We start from the raw sequence: 17,750 nt of genomic DNA on the forward strand, positions 1-17,750 counted from the left end.
AGACTTTCCCCCATGAGTGCACTCCAGGCAGCCCCGGCACGAGACCGGCTGCGTATCGCCATCCAGAAGAACGGGCGCTTGGCCGAACCCGCGCGCAACCTGCTCAGCGCGTGTGGCCTGAGCTGGCGCGAGAGCCGCGACAAGCTGTTCTGCTATGGCGAATCACTGCCGGTGGATCTACTGCTGGTGCGCGACGATGACATCCCCGGGCTGATCGCCGATGGCGTGTGTGACCTCGGCATCGTCGGCCGCAACGAGCTGGACGAGCAGGGCGCGGCGCGCGTGCAGCGCGGCCTGAAGCCGGCCTTCCAGGCACTGCGCGGGTTGGGCTTCGGTGCCTGCCGGTTGATGCTGGCCGTCCCCGAAGAATGGGAGTGGGAGGGTCCGGCGCAGGTGGCCGGCACCCGCATCGCCACCAGCTATCCGGCCATCCTGAAAGATTGGCTTGCCGCGCGCGGGATCGACGCGCAGGTGGTCGAACTGTCCGGGTCGGTGGAGATCGCACCGCGCCTGGGAACCGCCGAACTGATCTGCGACCTGGTGTCCAGCGGCGGCACGTTGCGCGCCAACCAGCTCAAGCCGGTGGAGACCCTGTTGGAAAGCGAAGCTGTCCTGGCCGGCGCCGTGCATGCCCCCGACGACGCGCGCGGCGCGTTGCTGGCCATGCTGCTGCGCAGGCTGGATGGCGTGGTGCAGGTGCAGGATCGCAAGCTGCTGATGTTCCGCGCCGATCCGTCGCGCATCGCGGCACTGGAAACACTGCTGGCCGATGCCGAGCCGCTGGTGCGGTTGCCCGCCGATGACGGTGCGCTGAGGTTGCAGACCATGTGCCCGGGGCCGCTGTCGTGGCAGCGGATGGAAGAACTGGAGCGCGCAGGCGCCCAAGGCCTGATGGTATTGAGCGTGGAGCGGTCGCTGGCATGAATCGTCTGATGTGGTCCCAACTGGATGAACTGTCGCGCAGCGACGCGCTGCAGCGCCCCGTGCAGGCCGTTGCCGCGCAGACGCGCGAGGCCGTGGCGGCACTGATCGCGCAGGTGCGCGCAGACGGCGATGACGCGCTGCGCGCGATCACCGCGCGTTTCGACCGGGTGCAGCTCGATGACATCGAGGTATCGCCGGCCGAGTTCGACGCCGCCGAGCAGGCCGTGCCTGCGGCGCTGCGTGCGGCGATGGAAGAAGCGGCGGCACGCATCACGCGCTTCCACGAAGCCGGCATGAGCCAGGGCTATTCGGTGGAGACCGCCCCCGGCGTGCACTGTGAGCGGATGATCCGGCCGATCGGCCGGGTGGGTCTGTACGTGCCTGCGGGCAGTGCCCCGTTGCCGTCCACGGCGCTGATGCTCGGCGTGCCGGCAGCGCTGGCCGGTTGCCCGCAGGTCGTGCTGTGCACGCCGCCGCGTGCTGATGGCAGTGCCGATCCGGCGGTGCTGGTTGCGGCGCGTCTGACCGGCGTGCGACGCGTGTTCAAGCTGGGCGGCGCGCAGGCGATCGCTGCGATGGCCTACGGAACGGCCAGCGTGCCCGCGTGCGACAAGCTGTTCGGCCCCGGCAACAGCTTCGTCACCGAGGCCAAGCAGCAGGTCGCGCAGGACGGCAGGGTGGCGATCGATATGCCGGCCGGCCCGTCCGAAGTGCTGGTGATCGCCGACGCGGGCGCCAACGCGGCCTTCGTCGCCGCAGACCTGCTGTCGCAGGCCGAGCACGGCCCGGATTCCCAGGTGCTGCTGCTCACCGATGACGAGGCGCTGCTGCAGGCGGTGGAAGCGGAGGTGGAGCGCCAGGTCGCGCTGCTGCCGCGCGAAACCATTGCCCGCCAGGCCCTGTCGGCATCGCGGTTGATCCAGGTGGATCGCCTGCAGGATGCCTTCGATATCAGCAACCGCTATGCGCCGGAGCACTTGATCCTGGCGCTGCGCGAACCGCGTGCGTGGCTGGGCCAGGTGCAGGCCGCCGGTTCGGTGTTCCTGGGTGACTACACCCCCGAAGCACTGGGCGATTACTGCAGTGGCACCAACCACGTGCTGCCAACGGCCGGTGCGGCGCGCGCCTGGAGCGGGGTCAGCGTGGCCAGTTTCCAGAACACCATCAGCGTGCAGAGTGCCAGCGCCGAAGGCATCGCGGCGATCGGCGGTTGCGCGCGCATTCTTGCCAGTGCGGAGGGCCTGGACGCGCATGAGCGTGCCGTGGCACTGCGCATGGAGGCAGTGGCATGAGCGAGGGCATACAGGCGGTGCTGGACCTGCTGCGCCCGGACCTGCAGTCCTTCGCCGGCTACAGTTCGGCGCGCAGCAGCGCCGTGCAGGGCTCGGTCTGGTTGAACGCCAACGAATCGGCGTGGCCGAACCCGGCCGATGCGAAGGGCAGCAGCCGACGCTATCCCGATCCGCAGCCGCCGGCACTGCTGCGGGCGCTTGCCGATGTGTACGGCGTGCAGCCCGCGCAGTTGCTGGTCGGCCGCGGCAGCGATGAGGCCATCGACCTGCTGGTACGTGCATTCTGCCGTCCCGGCACCGATCCCGTACTGGTGACACCGCCCGTGTTCGGCATGTATGCCGTATGCGCACGCCTGCAGGGTGCGCCGCTGCTGGAGATTCCGCTGCTGGATGCGCCTGCGGGGCTGCAGGTGGATATCGACGCAGTGATCGACCTGGCACGCGATCAGCGTGCGCGTCTGGTGTTCCTGTGCTCCCCTTCGAATCCGGCCGGCAGCGAAATCGCCACCGGGGATGTCGTGCGTACTGCGCAGGCATTGCAGGGCCAGGCCATCGTGGTGGTGGACGAGGCCTACATCGAGTACAGCAGCCAGGCCTCGGCCACCGCGTTGCTGGCAGCGCACCCCAACATCGCCGTGCTGCGCACGCTGTCCAAGGCGCACGCGTTGGCCGCGGCGCGCATCGGTACGCTGATTGCAGCGCCCGAACTCATTGCCGTGCTGCGCCGCTGCCAAGCGCCGTATCCCGTGCCCCAGCCGTGTGCGGAACTGGCGGTGGCTGCGCTGCAGCCTGCGGTACTGGCGAAGACCCGTGACCGGATCGCCGGCGTCGTGTCCGAGCGCGAGCGCCTGTTCCATGCCTTGCAGGCAGCCCCCGGCGTGCGCCGCGTCTACCGGTCTGCCGGCAACTACCTGCTGGTGCGTTTCGATGACGCGCAGGCCGCGTTCGATGCCCTGTTGGCGGCCGACATCGTCGTGCGCGACCAGCGCGCAGCGCCCCAGCTGGGCGATGCGCTGCGGATCAGCATCGGCAGTCCTGAAGAAAACCAACGCGTGCTTGCCGCGCTCTCGGCCCGGAGGGCTGCCGCATGACCCCCATTCTGTTCATCGACCGCGACGGCACCCTGATCGAGGAACCGGCCGACCACCAGATCGACGCTTACGAGAAGCTGCGCTTCGTGCCGGACGTGATTCCTGCCCTGATCCGGCTGCGCGATGCGGGCTGGCAGTTCGTGATCGTCAGCAACCAGGATGGGCTAGGCAGCGACAGCTATCCACGCGCTGTTTTCGATGCACCGCACGCGCTGATGATACACGTCTTCGAAAGCCAGGGCGTCCGGTTCCGTGACGTGCTGATCGACAGTTCGTGGCCGCATGAGAACCTGCCCACGCGCAAGCCCGGCATCGGCCTGATGACGCGTTATCTGCAGGACCGGAGCATCGACTGGACACGCTCGGCGATGGTGGGAGACCGCCCCACCGACATCCAGTTCGCCGACAACCTCAACATCCGCGGCTTCCAGTTGCGTACCGAAGAGTTCGGTGGCGAGTGGGACTGGCCCGGTATCGCACACGCGCTCGCCGATGCACCGCGCACGGCTGTCGTCCAGCGCAACACCAAGGAAACGCGCATCCGCGTGGAGCTGGATCTGGACAACGCAGCGGAGCCGCAGATACACACGGGCCTGCCGTTCTTCGACCACATGCTGGAACAGATCGGCAAGCACGGCGGCATCTCGGTGCGGATACAGACCGAAGGTGACCTGCATATCGACGAACACCACACCATCGAAGATACGGGGCTTGCGCTGGGCCAGGCGCTGCGCGAGGCGCTGGGCGACAAGCGGGGCATAGGCCGCTACGGCTTCACCCTGCCGATGGACGAAACCCTGGCCAGTGCGGCGCTGGATTTCAGCGGCCGTCCGTACTTCGTCTTCGACGGCGAGTTCAAGCGCGAGCGGGTGGGTGACCTGCCAACCGAGCTGGTGCCGCACTTCTTCCGTTCCCTGTGCGATGCGGCCGGGTTGAACCTCAACATGCAGGTGCGCGGCGACAACGATCACCATAAGGTCGAAGCCTGTTTCAAGGCACTTGCCCGTGCACTGCGCACGGCCGTGGCCCGCCAGGGCACCGACCTGCCCAGCACCAAGGGGGCGCTGTGAGTGCCGTTGCGCTGATCGATGCGGGCGGGGCCAACCTCGGTTCGGTCCGCTACGCGCTGGAGCGCCTGGGTGCCGAGGTGCGCCTGGTGCGCAACGCCGACGAACTGCGCGGCGCAACACGGGTGATCCTGCCTGGCGTGGGCGCCGCGGTGCCGGCAATGCAGCGGCTGCATGGGCAAGGCCTGTTCGAGCCACTGCGTCAGTTGCAGGTTCCGTTGTTGGGCATTTGCTTGGGCATGCAGTTGCTGTTCGAGCGATCGGAAGAGGGCGGCGTCGAGACGCTGGGCCTGATCCCCGGCACGGTGCGCAAGCTGGTGCCGGCCACCGGCATACGCGTGCCGCACATGGGCTGGAACCGCCTGTTGCCGCTGCGTGAGTCGCCGTTGCTGCGCGGTATCCCGGAGCGCGCCAGTGCCTATTTCGTGCACAGCTACGCGGCGCCCTTGAATGCCCACACGGTAGCCGCCTGTGACCATGGCGGGCTGTTCAGCGCGGTGGTCGAGCATGGTCGCTATTTCGGCGCGCAGTATCACCCCGAGCGTTCCGGTGATACCGGCGCATTGCTGTTGCAAAACTTCCTGCAGGACACCGCCGCATGAGCTTCATTGTCTATCCCGCCCTTGATATCCGCGAAGGCCGCGTGGTGCGCCTGCGCCAGGGCGACTACGCACAGGAAACCCGTTACGGCGATGATCCGCTTCCGCGTGCGCAGGCCTTCGCCGCACAGGGCGCGCGCTGGATGCATCTGGTGGATCTGGACGCTGCACGCGCCGGAGGCTACACGCTGGCACCGCTGCTGAGGCAGATCCGCGCCGAGGCCGGGTTGGACGTGCAGACCGGCGGCGGCGTGCGCGGCCGCGATGACGTGGTACGTATCCTCGACGCCGGCGCGAGCCGTGTCGTGGTGGGGTCGCTGGCCGTGCGCGAGCCGGAGGCGGTGATCGGCTGGCTGGCGGAGTTCGGCGCCGAGCGCATCACGATCGCGCTGGACGCCCGCCAGGACGAGGCGGGCACCTGGCAGCTGCCGATCCATGGCTGGACCGAGAATGCCGGCGTCACCCTGGATGCGCTGGCGCAGCGTTACGCTGCCGCCGGGATGCGCCACCTGCTGTGCACGGACATTGCCCGTGACGGCATGTTGGCCGGACCCAACATCGACCTCTACCGGCACCTCGCCGGGCTGCTGCCCGGCGTCGCGATCCAGGCCTCCGGTGGCATCCGCGACGTATCCGATGTGGTCGCCGCGCGAGCGGCAGGCTGCAGCGGCGCGATCCTGGGCAAGGCGCTGCTGGAGCAGCGCATGGACCTGGCCGAGGCACTGGCATGTTGAGTCGCCGCATCATTCCGTGCCTGGACGTACGCGATGGCCGCGTGGTGAAAGGCGTGCGCTTCCGCGACCACGTGGACATGGGCGATATCGCCGAATTGGCGCTTCGCTATCGCGATCAGGGCGCGGACGAGCTGGTGTTCTATGACATCGGTGCCAGCCCGGACGGGCGCAGCGTGGACGTCGCCTGGATCGAGCGCATCGCGCGGCTGATCGACATCCCGTTCTGCGTTGCCGGCGGCATCAGTGACGTGGCGACCGCGCGGCGCGTGCTGCATGCCGGTGCGGACAAGATCTCGATCAACTCCCCGGCATTGGGTCGGCCTGAGCTGATCAGCGAGCTGGCCGAAGCATTTGGCGTGCAATGCGTGGTGGTGGGCATCGATTCGGTGCGCGAGCCCGACGGACAGTGGCGGGTACGCCGGTTCACCGGCGACCCGTCCAAGACGCAGGCGGTGGCGCTGCGCACGCTGGACTGGGTGCGTGAGGTGCAGCAGCGCGGTGCGGGTGAGATCGTGCTGAACTGCATGGACAGTGATGGGGTGCGCCGGGGGTATGACGTGGAGCAGTTGCGGCACGCACGCGCGGCCTGCCATGTGCCGCTGATCGCATCGGGTGGGGCAGGTACGCCGGAACATTTCGCCCAGGTCTTCGACCAGGCGGACGTGGATGGGGCCTTGGCCGCCAGCGTGTTCCACAGCGGCGCCATCGCCATTCCCGAATTGAAGCGCTATCTGCGCGAACAACAGATCGAGGTGCGGGATGTCTACTGAAGTTGCAATCATCAACGTGCTGCCCGACCGTGCGGCGCTGGCGGGCCTGGACTGGGGCAAGGGCGATGGGCTGCTGCCTGCCGTCGTGCAGGATGCCGACAGCCTGCAGGTGCTGATGCTGGGTTACGTCAACGCCGAGTCACTGCAGGTCACTCTGCAGCACGGTCACATGACCTTCTTCAGCCGTAGCAAGGATCGCTTGTGGACCAAGGGCGAGCAGTCCGGCAACGTGCTGGTGGTGCAGTCCATCGCGGTGGACTGCGACGCGGATACGTTGCTGGTGATGGCGCGGCCGGCAGGACCGACCTGCCACACCGGTGCGGAAAGCTGCTTCCCGCAGGCCGCAAAGGATTTCATCGGCGAGCTTGACCAGCTGGTGCGTACACGCGAAGCGGAGCGACCGGCGGGCAGCTATACGACGTCGCTGTTCGATGGGGGCATCCGCCGCATCGCCCAGAAGGTGGGTGAGGAGGGAGTGGAAGCCGCGTTGGCCGCAGTTGCGCAGGGTGACGAAGAACTGCTGGGCGAAGCGGCCGATCTGGTGTTCCATCTGCTGGTGCTGCTGCGAGCACGCGGGCTGGGTCTGCAGGATGTGCGCGACCTGCTGCAGGAACGACACCGCTGAGTTGTTTGGGGCTGATGGGTTGTTTGCCTCCCACCGGCGTGCGGATGATCACGAACGGACCCTCCGCGGACGAGATGTGGGCCCGGTGTCGATGCTGGGCTGATGCGGTGGGCGACGGTGTGGACCCTGCGCTGATCCGCTGCGGCCCCGGTTGGAACGTTGGCTGATCGGGTGCGGATCGGGTGTGGGCTTGGTAGAGCCGACTTCAGTCGGCTGCGTTTACCTCCAGCCGACTGAAGTCGACTCTACCGCAGAGGCAGCCGACTGAAGTCGGCTCTACCGCAGCCGCAGCCGCAGCCGCAGAGGCAGAGGCCGACGCGGAGGCAGAGGCCGACGCGGAGGCAGAGGCCGCAGAGGCGGCCGACATCGGCGCGCGTAACACGCTTGTACGGGGCATGCGCTTTACAATGCCCCCGACTTTGATCTGGACCTGTCCAACCATGAAACTCTCTGCCGCCTGGCTGTGCTGCCTGCTGCTCACCAGCGCGCCCGCATTCGCAGATGCGATCACCGTCAGCGGACGGGTATACCAGGACCGCGACGGCAAGCCGGGGCGCGGTGCCACCGACCCGGGCATGGGCGGCGTGCAGGTCTCCAATGGCCGCAGCATCGTGCGTACCAGCGCCGACGGCAGCTATCGCCTGCCGGTCGAAGCAGGTGACACGGTCTTCATCATCAAGCCCGATGGCTACCGGATGGCGGTCGGCCCCGATGGCCTGCCGGCGTTCTGGCGGCACTACGCGCCACAGGGTTCGCCTGCGCTGAAGTACAACGGTATCGCGCCGACGGTCACCCCGGTCAACGCCTACGATTTCGCGCTGACACCGGACAAGCATGACGTTCGGCGCGGCTTCCAGATGCTGGTGTTCACCGACCCGCAGACCGCCACGTTGCGTGACATCGGGTACTACGAGCAGTCGATCGTCAAACCGCTCGCGGGGCGGACCAAGGCGCGCCTGGGCACGACGCTGGGTGACATCGTCAACGACGACCTGTCGTTGTACCCGGCGATCAACCAGGTCACCACACAGATGGGCGTGCCCTGGTTCCACGTGCCGGGCAACCATGATCTGGACTTCGATGCCGCCACGGATGCCCAGTCGCTGGACAGCTGGCGCGCCGTGTACGGCCCGGACACCTATGCGGTGGAGGAGGGCGGTGCCAGCTTCCTGTTCCTCGACGACGTGGTCTATGACCCGAATGCCAAGCCGACCTACATCGGAGGGCTGCGCGAAGACCAATTCGCCTTCATCGCACAGTACCTGAAGGGCCTGCGCCACGATCGGCTGTTGGTGCTGGGCATGCATATCCCGCTGTTCGACGCGGCACCGGGGCGCGAGACGTTCCGCCACGCTGATCGCCAGCGCCTGTTCGACCTGCTGAAGGATTTCAGCAATGTGCTGGTGCTGAGCGGCCACAGCCACACCCAGCAGCACTACTACCATGCCGCTGGCGAAGGTTGGCACGGCGAAAAACCGCTGCACGAGTACAACGTAGGCGCGAACTGCGGTGCGTTCTGGTCGGGGGTGAAAGACCGCCGCGGCGTGCCGGACAGCACGATGAGTGATGGCACGCCAAAGGGCTATGCGCTGCTGGACGTTGCCGGCAACGGCGGCTATCGCCTGCAGTACCGTGTGGCGGGTGCAGCCGACACCGACCAGATCGGCCTGCATGCACCGAAGGTGTTGCGCCAGGGGGCGTATCCGGCGTGGGGCGTGTTCGCCAATGTGTACATGGGCGAGGATGCCACCCGGGTGGAGTTCCGTGTCGACGGTGGCGCATGGCAGCCGATGAAGCAGGTGCGGCAAGGCGATCCGCGGCTGCAGCAGGAGAACGTGGCCGATGACCTGGCGACGACGTTGCGCGGTTACGACCGGTCTCCCGAAGCCACGGCGTCGCCGCATCTGTGGCGCGGCGCACTGCCCACCGATCTGGCGGTCGGCGAGCACAAAGTCGATGTGCGTGCGACCCAGCCGGATGGATCGGTGTTCACGGCGAACACCCGTTACAGTCTGGCCACCGCCACGCCCTGACGCCGACCCGCCCGCCGACGCCGGAGCGGGGCATGCGCTGATAGGCGGGGATGCGGTAGGCGCGCACTGTGGATTTCTCAGCCCAGGTCGAGGAATCCGCCCATGTGCCGCCATTGGACACTGTCATCACCACGCCTGCTGAGCAGGGGCGTGCGCGCCACCTGCGGGGCGCTCATGCTGCTCGTCGGCGCGGTTTCTGTCGCCTTGGCGGTGGAATCACCGGACGAGGTCAACACGTTCATCGGCACCCAGGACGACGGCAACACGTTTCCCGGCGCGTCCGCGCCCTTTGGCATGATCCAGGTCAGCCCTACGGCAGACCACTGGGCGGGGTGGAAGTACGACGAAGCACGTATTCGCGGGTTCGGCCACTCGTTTCTGTCCGGCGCCGGTTGCTGGGAGCAGGGCGGCCACGTGTCGGTGCTGCCGGTCATCGGCAGCATTGGTCCCGGCAAGCAGTTCGACACTCGTCGGCCGGAAAGCTTTGACCATCGCCGCTATGCCGCCCGGTCAACCCACGACGGCGAAGTGGGCCGCGCCGGCTACTACCGGACCCGACTTGTCGACTACGGTGGCATCGATGTGGAAGCGACAGCGCTTACGCGCGCGGCGGCGGAGCGATACACCTTTGCTGGAAGCGCCGAGACAGCGCACATCCTGGTCAATGTCGGGCAGGCGAACGAGCGACACCAGGTCGTTTCCAGCGACATCCATGTGGTGGGTGACAACGCAGTGGAGGGCAGTGTCGTCACCCAGAGCTTCTGTGGGGGGGCGCGCTACACCACATGGTTCCGGCTGCAGTTCAACCGTCCGTTCACTGCAAAGGGGACCTGGAACGGGTCCGGTGGCGTAGAGGGAAGCGGCGACAGTACGAACACTTACGGCCTGAACGGCGCGTGGCTGACATTCGATCTGGGGCGCGATCGTGCGGTGGAGGTTGTCAGTGCGTTGTCCCTTGTGGATGGCGACGGCGCACGCAACAATCTGCTGGCGGAGGGCCACGACGATCGGGGTCTGCGCTCCTTCGAGCAGATGCACGCCCTGGCGCGCGCCCGTTGGAAGCAGGAGCTGGATCTGGTGGCGCTGGACGGGGGCAGCGCGGGTGATCGGACGGTCTTCAGAACGGCGCAGTATCACGCCCACCTGCAGCCGTTGACGGCCAGCGATGCTGATGGCCGCTATCGCGGCTACGACAACGCGCTGCATTCCGCGGCCGGATGGACGTATTACGCGTACTTCTCGTTATGGGACACCTACCGGGCACAGAACCAATGGCTGGCCCTCGTGCGCCCGCAGGTGGCACGCGACATCGCGCAGAGCTTGTTGGCCATCGAGCGGGAAGGGGGCTGGTTGCCGCGTTGGGGCTATGCGAACTTCGAAACGAACATCATGACCGGCGATCCCGTAACGCCCTTCCTCGTTGATCTGTGGCGCGCTGGCGCCCTGCGACGCCGAGAGGAGGACGCTTGGCACGCGCTTCGCAGAAATGCCTTCGAGATGCCGCCCGCTGCATCACGTCACGCCGGCCGGTCCGGCAATGTGAGCTACCTGCAGAACGGCTTCGTGCAGTTCGACAAGCGCTGGCCTGCCAAAGGCATGGATGCCGATCCCCATTACGGCGCGTCGGCGACGCTGGAGTATGCGCTGGCCGACTGTGCACTTTCGCAGTTCGCCGATGCACTGGGGCAGACGCAGGACGCCACCGTGCTGCGCGCGCGCAGCCAGAACTGGAAAAGCATCTGGGACGACACCCTGCGCGACGCGGACCTGGGGCATACCGGGTTTCCGCGGCCGCGCGTGGCCGACGGCAGCTGGTACGGCGGAGGGGACTACACACCACGCTCGGAAGGCGGGTTCCACGAAGGAACCGCATGGCAGTATCAGTGGCTGGCCCAGCACGACGTGGTGGGACTATCCCAGGCCATGGGCGGGCGCGATTCGGCGGTGAAGCGGCTTGATGACTTCTTCGCCTATCCCGCGCTGCAGGCCGATCCGGCCGGTGCGGCGCGCAGGGAGTGGGTGGTTGGCCCGTACGATTATTACAACCAGTACCGTTACAACCCCAACAACGAGGCCGACCTGCATGCGCCCTGGATGTACACGCTGCTGGCGACACCGTGGAAGACCGCAACCGTCGTCCGCGCTGCGCAGCATCTGTTTACCGAAGGGCCCGCCGGGGTGACCGGCAACGATGATCTGGGCGCGATGTCGGCGTGGTACCTGTTCAGTGCGTTGGGCATTTTTCCTGCCGTGCCGGGCAGTGGGCAGTTTCTTCTGCATGCCCCTCGCTTTCCCGGTGTGACGCTGGATCTTGGCGAGGCGTCTGGCCGTCTGTCCCTGCGGGCGCCGGGTGCCAGCGGCGGGGACGTGCAGTACGTGAGCGGCGTGCGGATCGATGGACGCCAGCATCACCCGGTGTGGGTGGACTGGGCTCAGCTCCGGGCCGCGCGCAGCATCGACTTCGATCTCAGCACGGTACCACCGGTGGATGGCTGGGGTACCCGCGCCGCGGATCTGCCTGTCTCGCGTTGTGCATCGACGTCGGCGTCCACGCCGTGACGGAATCGGCGCCGCTCAGGTTGCGGCGTTGCCGGAACAAAAAAAAGACAGCCGCCCAGCACGGCGCGGCTGCCCCGGAAACCATTGGATCAGAACTTGTAGTTCAGCCCGAAGTACAGCTGACGGCCGCTGTAGATGTTGGAGATCAGGCGGGCCTTGGTGTCACCGCCCAGGTGGGTGCGCTGTTCGGACTTGGTGGCGTTGAGCACTGATGCAGTAACGGTCAGCGCTTCGGTCAGGTTGTAGGCCGCGTTGAGGTCCAGCTGATCGTAGGGCTCGGTGAACACCGTCATGCCGTTGTTCAGGCCGCCGACCACTTCACCGCGACGGTTGTACGAAGCGCGCGCCAGGAACTTGTCATTCTCATAGAACAAGGTCACGTTGGCCTGGTTCTTGGCGCTGCCCACCAGCGGCGAGGCGCCGATGTTTTCGCCATCCAGCACGATCGAGGCGAGGTTGGTGTCGTTGTAGGTGTAGTTGGCCTGCACGCCGAAGCCCATGTCGAAGGTGTACTGACCGTAGACTTCCACGCCCTGCGACACGCCATCACGGCCGTTGGCTTCGGTGGAATAGTTCTGCACCGTCACCAGCTCACCGCCGACCATCATCTGCTGGTCGGCCACCACCGGCACGGTGAAGTTGTCCACGTCCTTGCGGAACAGCGCGACGCCGGCGACCGCGCCCGGCTGGAAGTAGTACTCCAGGCCCAGGTCGTACTGCAGGGCTTCAAACGGCTCCAGCTGCTTGTTGCTGCCCGACCCGTACCAGCCCGGAGTCAAGGTGCCACCGGCCACGCGACGGTCGTTGCTGTACTCCTCGCTGATGTACTCCAGGCCGCCGGGATAGGCGATGCTGGTGTAGCCCGGGCGGGCGATCACCTTCGACGCGGCACCGCGCAGGACCAGGTTGTCGGTGATGTCCCAGGCAATGTTGAAGCTGGGCAGTACATCGGTGTACGTCTTGTCCAGCGATGAGAGCGCGTACGACTTTTCGCGGACGTCGGAGCGGACGAAGCCCGATTCGCAGACGGTGCCGGCCGGCGCACCGGTCGGCGGGCAGGCCAGCGGATTGCCGTCGGCGCCATCGACGAAATAGTCCTCGAAGCGCTCGACCGAGTCACTCGAAGCGGCGTGCTGGCGGGTCTGCGCGATGCGTACGCCGATGTTGCCGCGCAGGCGCTCAGTACGGAAGTTCGCCTGGAAATAGCCCGAGTAGACCTTCTCGCCCACGTCGTAGACGAAGTCGGGTTCGCGGCGGTTCTGCATGCCGCCATAGCGATCGTTGAGGTAGTCGATGTAGGCCGGGTAGTTCACGCCCGGCAGCACGTTGGCGTTGAAGCCGCCTGCGATGTTGTCGATCGGGTTGGACAGGAAGAAGCCCGGCTGGGCCACGTCCTTCTGCGGATCGTTGCAGTTCTTGAACTGGTAGCGGGCCTCGTAATCGGCCGGGTCAGCGCCCTGGCACACCCAGTAGGTGTTGCCGGTATTGCGGTGCACCTTGCTGTCGCGGTACTTCAGGCCGAACTGGATCGAATCCATCCAGCCCGACTCGAACATGCGGGTGACGTCGGCCTGGAAGTAGTTCTGCTCGATGCTGGTTTCGCGCCATGACGAATCGGTCGACCCGGTGTCGATCTCGGCGATGCCGGCCATCAGCTGCTGCTGCAGGTCAGGCGAGAAGGTGGCCGTGGGTGTCCCGGTCAGGTCCCACGCGCTGTAGCTGTTGCCGTTCTGCCAGGCACCATCGACCTGTCGGCGCGGCTTGGCCGACATGCGGAAGTTGAGGGACGGGCCACCCTCGGACCACGTACGGCCGCCCTTGAAGGTGGCCTTGGTCAGCGTGCTGATGTCCCAGTCGACGGTCAGGTCGGCGGTCTGCGACAGCGCTTTTTCCTTGCTGTAAGTGCCGGTCAGCTGCGGGGTGGGGATGGTGCAGTCATCCGGGCCCCAGCCACCGGGCGCCATGCCGGCGGCGGCCGCTTCGGCCTCGTTGCAGTAATAGGCCTTGCCCGCCAGCTTTTCATACTGGGCGCCGGTGACGACGCTGCCACTGGAATCGAAGTCCAGGCCATTGAGCAGGCGTCCGCCGGCCCAGTTGCCGTCGCCGTTGAAGCGCGCGATGTTCCACTCGGGGATGGCTGCGCGGTTGAGCGTGTAGTCGCCGGACAGCTCGAAGCGGAAGTAATTGGCGGTCAGGGTAAGGCTGTCCACCGGCTTGAACTGGAACGTGAACTGGCCGCCGGTGCGCTCGCGCTCTTCTTCGCGTACGCCGAAGCCCACTGCGGTGGGCATGAAGAATTCGCTGTAGTTCTGCCCGGTCTGGTTGTTGAAGCCGGACTCGCCCCACCAGTACTTCACGCCACCCTGGGTGATCGTGTTGCCATAGGCGTCCACCGCGTCGGTACCGTTGCCGTACCACTGGTAGTCATCGACGTTGACTTCCATGCTGCGGTTGGTGCGCTTCTGCTTGGTGGCCCCGATCAGCACGCCGAAGCGCTCATCGTTGCTGTGCCAGGAATACAGCGCCGACATCTGCGGATCGATCCCGTCGCTGGTGTCGGACGACACGCCTTCCAGATTGACGAAGCCGGAGTTGGCCTCCATGTCCAGCGGACGGCGGGTATGCAGGATCACCGTGCCGCCGATGCCGCCTTCATCGATGCGGGCTTCGGGCGACTTGAACAGCTCCGCGCTCTCCAGCATGTTCGACGGCAGCAGGGTGTAGTTGAACGAACGCGAGGCCTCGTTGTTGGTTTCCGAGGTGGCGACGTAGTTGCCATTGAGCTGGGTCAGGGTGAGATCCGAATCCAGGCCACGCACGCTGACATTCTTGCCTTCGCCGCCGTCGCGCGTGATCACCACGCCCGGCACGCGTTGCAGTGCGTCGGCGACGTTCTTGTCGGGGAACTTGCCCACGTCTTCGGCGGTGATGACTTCCACCACGGCATTGGCGTCGCGCTTCTGTTGCAGGCTCTTTTCGATCGCGTAGCGGTAGCCGGTGACGTTGACGCTGTCCAGCGTGGTGGCGCTGGGCGATGCGGCGGGCGCGGACGGTGCAGCATCCTGTGCAGACGCCGGCGCCACGCTGGCCGCCAAGGCGAATGCAATGGCTGCCGACAAGGTGTGGCGACCGTAGTTGTGTGACATGTAATTCATTCTCTCCCTCTCCTGGATCGAACCGTTGGCTGATACGAAATACTTGAATCGATCTTATGTGTCGACGCGAGACCGCAAGCGTGGGGCAGGAGAGACAGGGCACCTGGTGGCGTTGCTGTCGGATTCCGAACCCGGCAATCGTGACCGTTTGAAGTTGGATCGATCTAAACGATTGGCGCGCATTTTTTAACACGGCCTGACGCAACTGGCATGCTGCTGCGCAATATGAAAACGTTTGCAGACGCGATTGGCCCGCCCGCAAGGGGCGTGATGTTGCGCTGCAGGATGCACGGCGGCGATCGTTCATGTTTACTTCAATCGATCTAAATCGCCCGAACTTGGATGCCCCGCCGGATCTTCGCGGACGTGGTGCCGGTTCGGATCCGACGCCCCGACGCCCTCAAGGAGCCAGTGAACGTGACCTTCCGACGTTGTTCCCCCCTGCGTGCCTTCACGCCTCTCGCCTCACTGGCGTGCGTGATCGCCCTGTCCGTCGCACCCGCGCTGCAGGCGGCACCGGCCGCGCTTGAGCGCGAAGTGAACACTTTCATCGGCAGCAAGGACGACGGCAACACGTACCCGGGTGCCTCGGCACCGTTCGGCCTGATCCAGGTCAGCCCGATCGGCAGCCACTATGCCGGCTGGCGCTATGACGACGAGAAGATCCGCGGCTTCGGCCATTCGTTCCTGTCCGGCGCAGGATGCTGGGAGCAGGGGGGCCAGGTCTCGGTGTTGCCGGTCACCGGCACCATCGGCGCGGGCGGCGATTTCGACATCACCAATCCCAAGGCCTTCGACCACAAGGCGTATGCCTCCACCTACGACCATGCCGGTGAAGTGGGGCAGGCCGGTTACTACCGGGTAAAGCTGACGAGCTACGGCGGCATCGATGCTGAAGCGACCGCGCGCAGGCGTGCCGCTGCCGAGCGCTACACCTTCGCGGCAGGCCAGAAAGAAGGTCACGTGCTGGTCAACGTCGGCCAGGCCAACGAACGCCATTCGGTGATCGGCAGCGTGATCGATGTGGTGGGTGATCGCGTGGTGGAAGGCAAGCTGGTCACCAAGAGCTTCTGCGGTGGCCATCAGTACACGACGTGGTTCCGCATCGAGTTCGATCGTCCGTTCAAGGCCCACGGGGTGTGGGGCGAAGAGCGCGGCCTGGCCGGCGCACGTCACAGCATGGAAGGCGAGGCCAAGCCGAATGGCGCGTGGTTGAGCTTCGACATGGCGAAGGGCCGCGCAGTGACAGCGGTCAGCGCGATCTCGCACGTGGATGCGGAAGGTGCGCGCACCAACCTGCGCAGCGACGGCATGCAGGGTGGCAAACTGCTCAGCTTCGAGCGCATGCGCGGCCTGGCGCAGGAGGCGTGGCGCGAGGAACTGTCGACGGTGAAACTGGACGGCGGCAGCAAGGATGACCGCACCGTGTTGTACACCGCGCTGTACCACGCGCTGCTGCAGCCGCTGACCGGCAGTGATGCTGATGGTCGCTACCGGGGCTACGACGATGTGATCCATCGCGCCGACGGCTGGACGTATTACGAGTATTTCTCGCTGTGGGATACCTACCGCGCGCAGAACCAGTGGCTGGCGCTGACCCGGCCGAAGGTGGCGCGCGATATCGGCCGCACGTTGCTGGCCATCGACGAGCAAGGGGGCTGGCTGCCGCGCTGGGGCTATGCCAACTTCGAAACCAACATCATGACCGGTGACCCGGTAACGCCGTTCATGGCCGACCTGTGGCGCTTCGGTGCGTTGGACGGCCGTGAGCAGGAAGCGTGGTCGGCGCTGCGTCGCAACGCCTTCGACGTGCCGCCGTTGAACTCACGCGCGGCCGGTCGTTCGGGAAACCCGTCCTACCTGGACAAGGGGTATGTGGTGTATGACCGCGCATTCCCGTCCAAGGGCATGGACGTGGATCCGCACCATGGTGGCTCGGCGACCCTGGAATATGCATTGGCCGACTGCGCGCTGGCGCAGATGGCCGATGGCCTGGGGCATGTCGCCGACGCGGCCATCCTGCGTCAGCGTGGGCGTAACTGGCGCAATGTGTGGGACGTGTCGGTGCGCGACGAAGAGACCGGGTTCACCGGCTTCCCGCGGCCGCGCACCGAGGGCGAACAGTGGTACACCCCGTCCGATGGACACTACAGCCCGCGCTCGCACCACGGCTTCCATGAGGGCACCGCGTGGCAGTACCAGTGGCTGGCGCAGCAGGACGTCCCCGGACTGGTGGACGCGATGCACGGCCGCGAGCAGGCCGGCAAGCGACTGGATGCGTTCTTCGCGATGGATGCCCTGCTGGCCGATCCGCTGCAGGCCGCGCGCAAGGAATGGGTGGTGGGTCCGTACAGCTATTACAACCAGTACCGCTACAACCCCAACAACGAACCGGACCTGCACGCGCCGTGGATGTACACGCTGATCGGCCAGCCCTGGAAGACGGCCACCGTGGTGCGTGCCGCGCAGCAGTTGTTCACCAACGCACCCAATGGCGTGACCGGCAACGACGACCTGGGCACCATGTCGGCGTGGTACCTGTTCAGTGCGCTCGGCCTGTATCCGGCCGTGCCGGGCAGCGGTGAGTTCCTGCTGCACGCGCCGCGCTTCGCCAAAGTGGATGTCGCCCTCGGCAATGGCCGTCAGCTGACCCTGCGGGCCCCCGGCGCGGACGGTCGTGCGCTGCAGTACGTGCAGGGCGTGGACGTGGATGGCAAGGTGCATTCGGCCGTGTGGCTGGACTGGGAAACCCTGCGCCGTGGCGCCGACATCACCTGGACACTGGGTGCGCAGGCACCGCAGCAGGGCTGGGGAACCGCGACCAAGGACCTGCCGGTGTCTTACTGCGCCGCGCCGGGCAGCGTGCTGGAATGAAGCGTTGCGATGCCTTCGCTGCATGCA

The 17,750-nt window shown here is 66.3% G+C and carries 12 protein-coding genes; 11 read left to right on the top strand and 1 reads right to left on the bottom strand.

The window, feature by feature from the left end; genetic code table 11:
* The first annotated feature begins 12 nt into the window (after positions 1–12).
* The 10 genes from hisG (at position 13) to IFT65_RS00140 (ending at position 11,694) form a co-directional block, all read left to right on the top strand.
* Positions 13–924, top strand: coding sequence for an ATP phosphoribosyltransferase (hisG, locus tag IFT65_RS00095; protein ID WP_188324203.1), 912 nt, complete (start codon positions 13–15; stop codon positions 922–924).
* Positions 921–2,216 (top strand): histidinol dehydrogenase, encoded by a 1,296-nt coding sequence (gene hisD / locus IFT65_RS00100; protein WP_192079180.1) that lies wholly within the window; start codon positions 921–923, stop codon positions 2,214–2,216. Before hisG ends, hisD begins: the two co-directional genes overlap by 4 nt.
* Positions 2,213–3,307: a histidinol-phosphate transaminase gene (gene hisC, locus IFT65_RS00105; protein WP_192079182.1), complete on the top strand. Its 1,095-nt coding sequence runs from the start codon at positions 2,213–2,215 to the stop codon at positions 3,305–3,307. Before hisD ends, hisC begins: the two co-directional genes overlap by 4 nt.
* Positions 3,304–4,377 carry a bifunctional histidinol-phosphatase/imidazoleglycerol-phosphate dehydratase HisB gene (gene hisB, locus IFT65_RS00110; protein ID WP_192079184.1) on the top strand — a complete coding sequence of 358 codons (1,074 nt, stop codon included), beginning with the start codon at positions 3,304–3,306 and terminating at the stop codon, positions 4,375–4,377. The genes hisC and hisB overlap by 4 nt, the downstream gene beginning before the upstream one ends.
* Positions 4,374–4,976 (top strand): imidazole glycerol phosphate synthase subunit HisH, encoded by a 603-nt coding sequence (gene hisH, locus IFT65_RS00115; RefSeq protein ID WP_188324199.1) that lies wholly within the window; start codon positions 4,374–4,376, stop codon positions 4,974–4,976. The genes hisB and hisH overlap by 4 nt, the downstream gene beginning before the upstream one ends.
* The gene (gene hisA, locus IFT65_RS00120) at positions 4,973–5,707 is read left to right on the top strand and encodes a 1-(5-phosphoribosyl)-5-[(5-phosphoribosylamino)methylideneamino]imidazole-4-carboxamide isomerase (RefSeq protein WP_192079186.1); all 735 of its coding nucleotides are present in this window, start codon (positions 4,973–4,975) and stop codon (positions 5,705–5,707) included. Before hisH ends, hisA begins: the two co-directional genes overlap by 4 nt.
* Entirely contained in the window at positions 5,701–6,477 is a 777-nt protein-coding gene (hisF, locus tag IFT65_RS00125) for an imidazole glycerol phosphate synthase subunit HisF (protein ID WP_192079188.1), read from the top strand. The genes hisA and hisF overlap by 7 nt, the downstream gene beginning before the upstream one ends.
* Positions 6,467–7,102 carry a bifunctional phosphoribosyl-AMP cyclohydrolase/phosphoribosyl-ATP diphosphatase HisIE gene (gene hisIE, locus IFT65_RS00130; protein WP_192079190.1) on the top strand — a complete coding sequence of 212 codons (636 nt, stop codon included), beginning with the start codon at positions 6,467–6,469 and terminating at the stop codon, positions 7,100–7,102. Before hisF ends, hisIE begins: the two co-directional genes overlap by 11 nt.
* Positions 7,103–7,542: 440 nt before the next feature.
* On the top strand, positions 7,543–9,135 hold the full coding sequence (locus IFT65_RS00135; protein WP_192079192.1) for a calcineurin-like phosphoesterase family protein: 1,593 nt from the start codon (positions 7,543–7,545) through the stop codon (positions 9,133–9,135).
* Positions 9,136–9,309: 174 nt separating this feature from the next.
* Positions 9,310–11,694, top strand: coding sequence for a GH92 family glycosyl hydrolase (locus IFT65_RS00140; RefSeq protein ID WP_249405002.1), 2,385 nt, complete (start codon positions 9,310–9,312; stop codon positions 11,692–11,694).
* A gap of 89 nt (positions 11,695–11,783) precedes the next feature.
* On the opposite strand, the gene IFT65_RS00145 is transcribed toward IFT65_RS00140, so the two are convergent.
* Positions 11,784–14,849: a TonB-dependent receptor gene (locus tag IFT65_RS00145; protein ID WP_192079196.1), complete on the bottom strand. Its 3,066-nt coding sequence runs from the start codon at positions 14,847–14,849 to the stop codon at positions 11,784–11,786.
* 417 nt (positions 14,850–15,266) lie between these two features.
* Between IFT65_RS00145 and IFT65_RS00150 the strand changes: the two genes are divergently transcribed.
* The gene (locus IFT65_RS00150) at positions 15,267–17,723 is read left to right on the top strand and encodes a GH92 family glycosyl hydrolase (RefSeq protein WP_342365817.1); all 2,457 of its coding nucleotides are present in this window, start codon (positions 15,267–15,269) and stop codon (positions 17,721–17,723) included.
* Positions 17,724–17,750 lie beyond the last annotated feature (27 nt).

Origin of the sequence: Stenotrophomonas sp. CFBP 13725, from assembly GCF_014841935.1 — a bacterium.
Taxonomy (GTDB): domain Bacteria; phylum Pseudomonadota; class Gammaproteobacteria; order Xanthomonadales; family Xanthomonadaceae; genus Stenotrophomonas.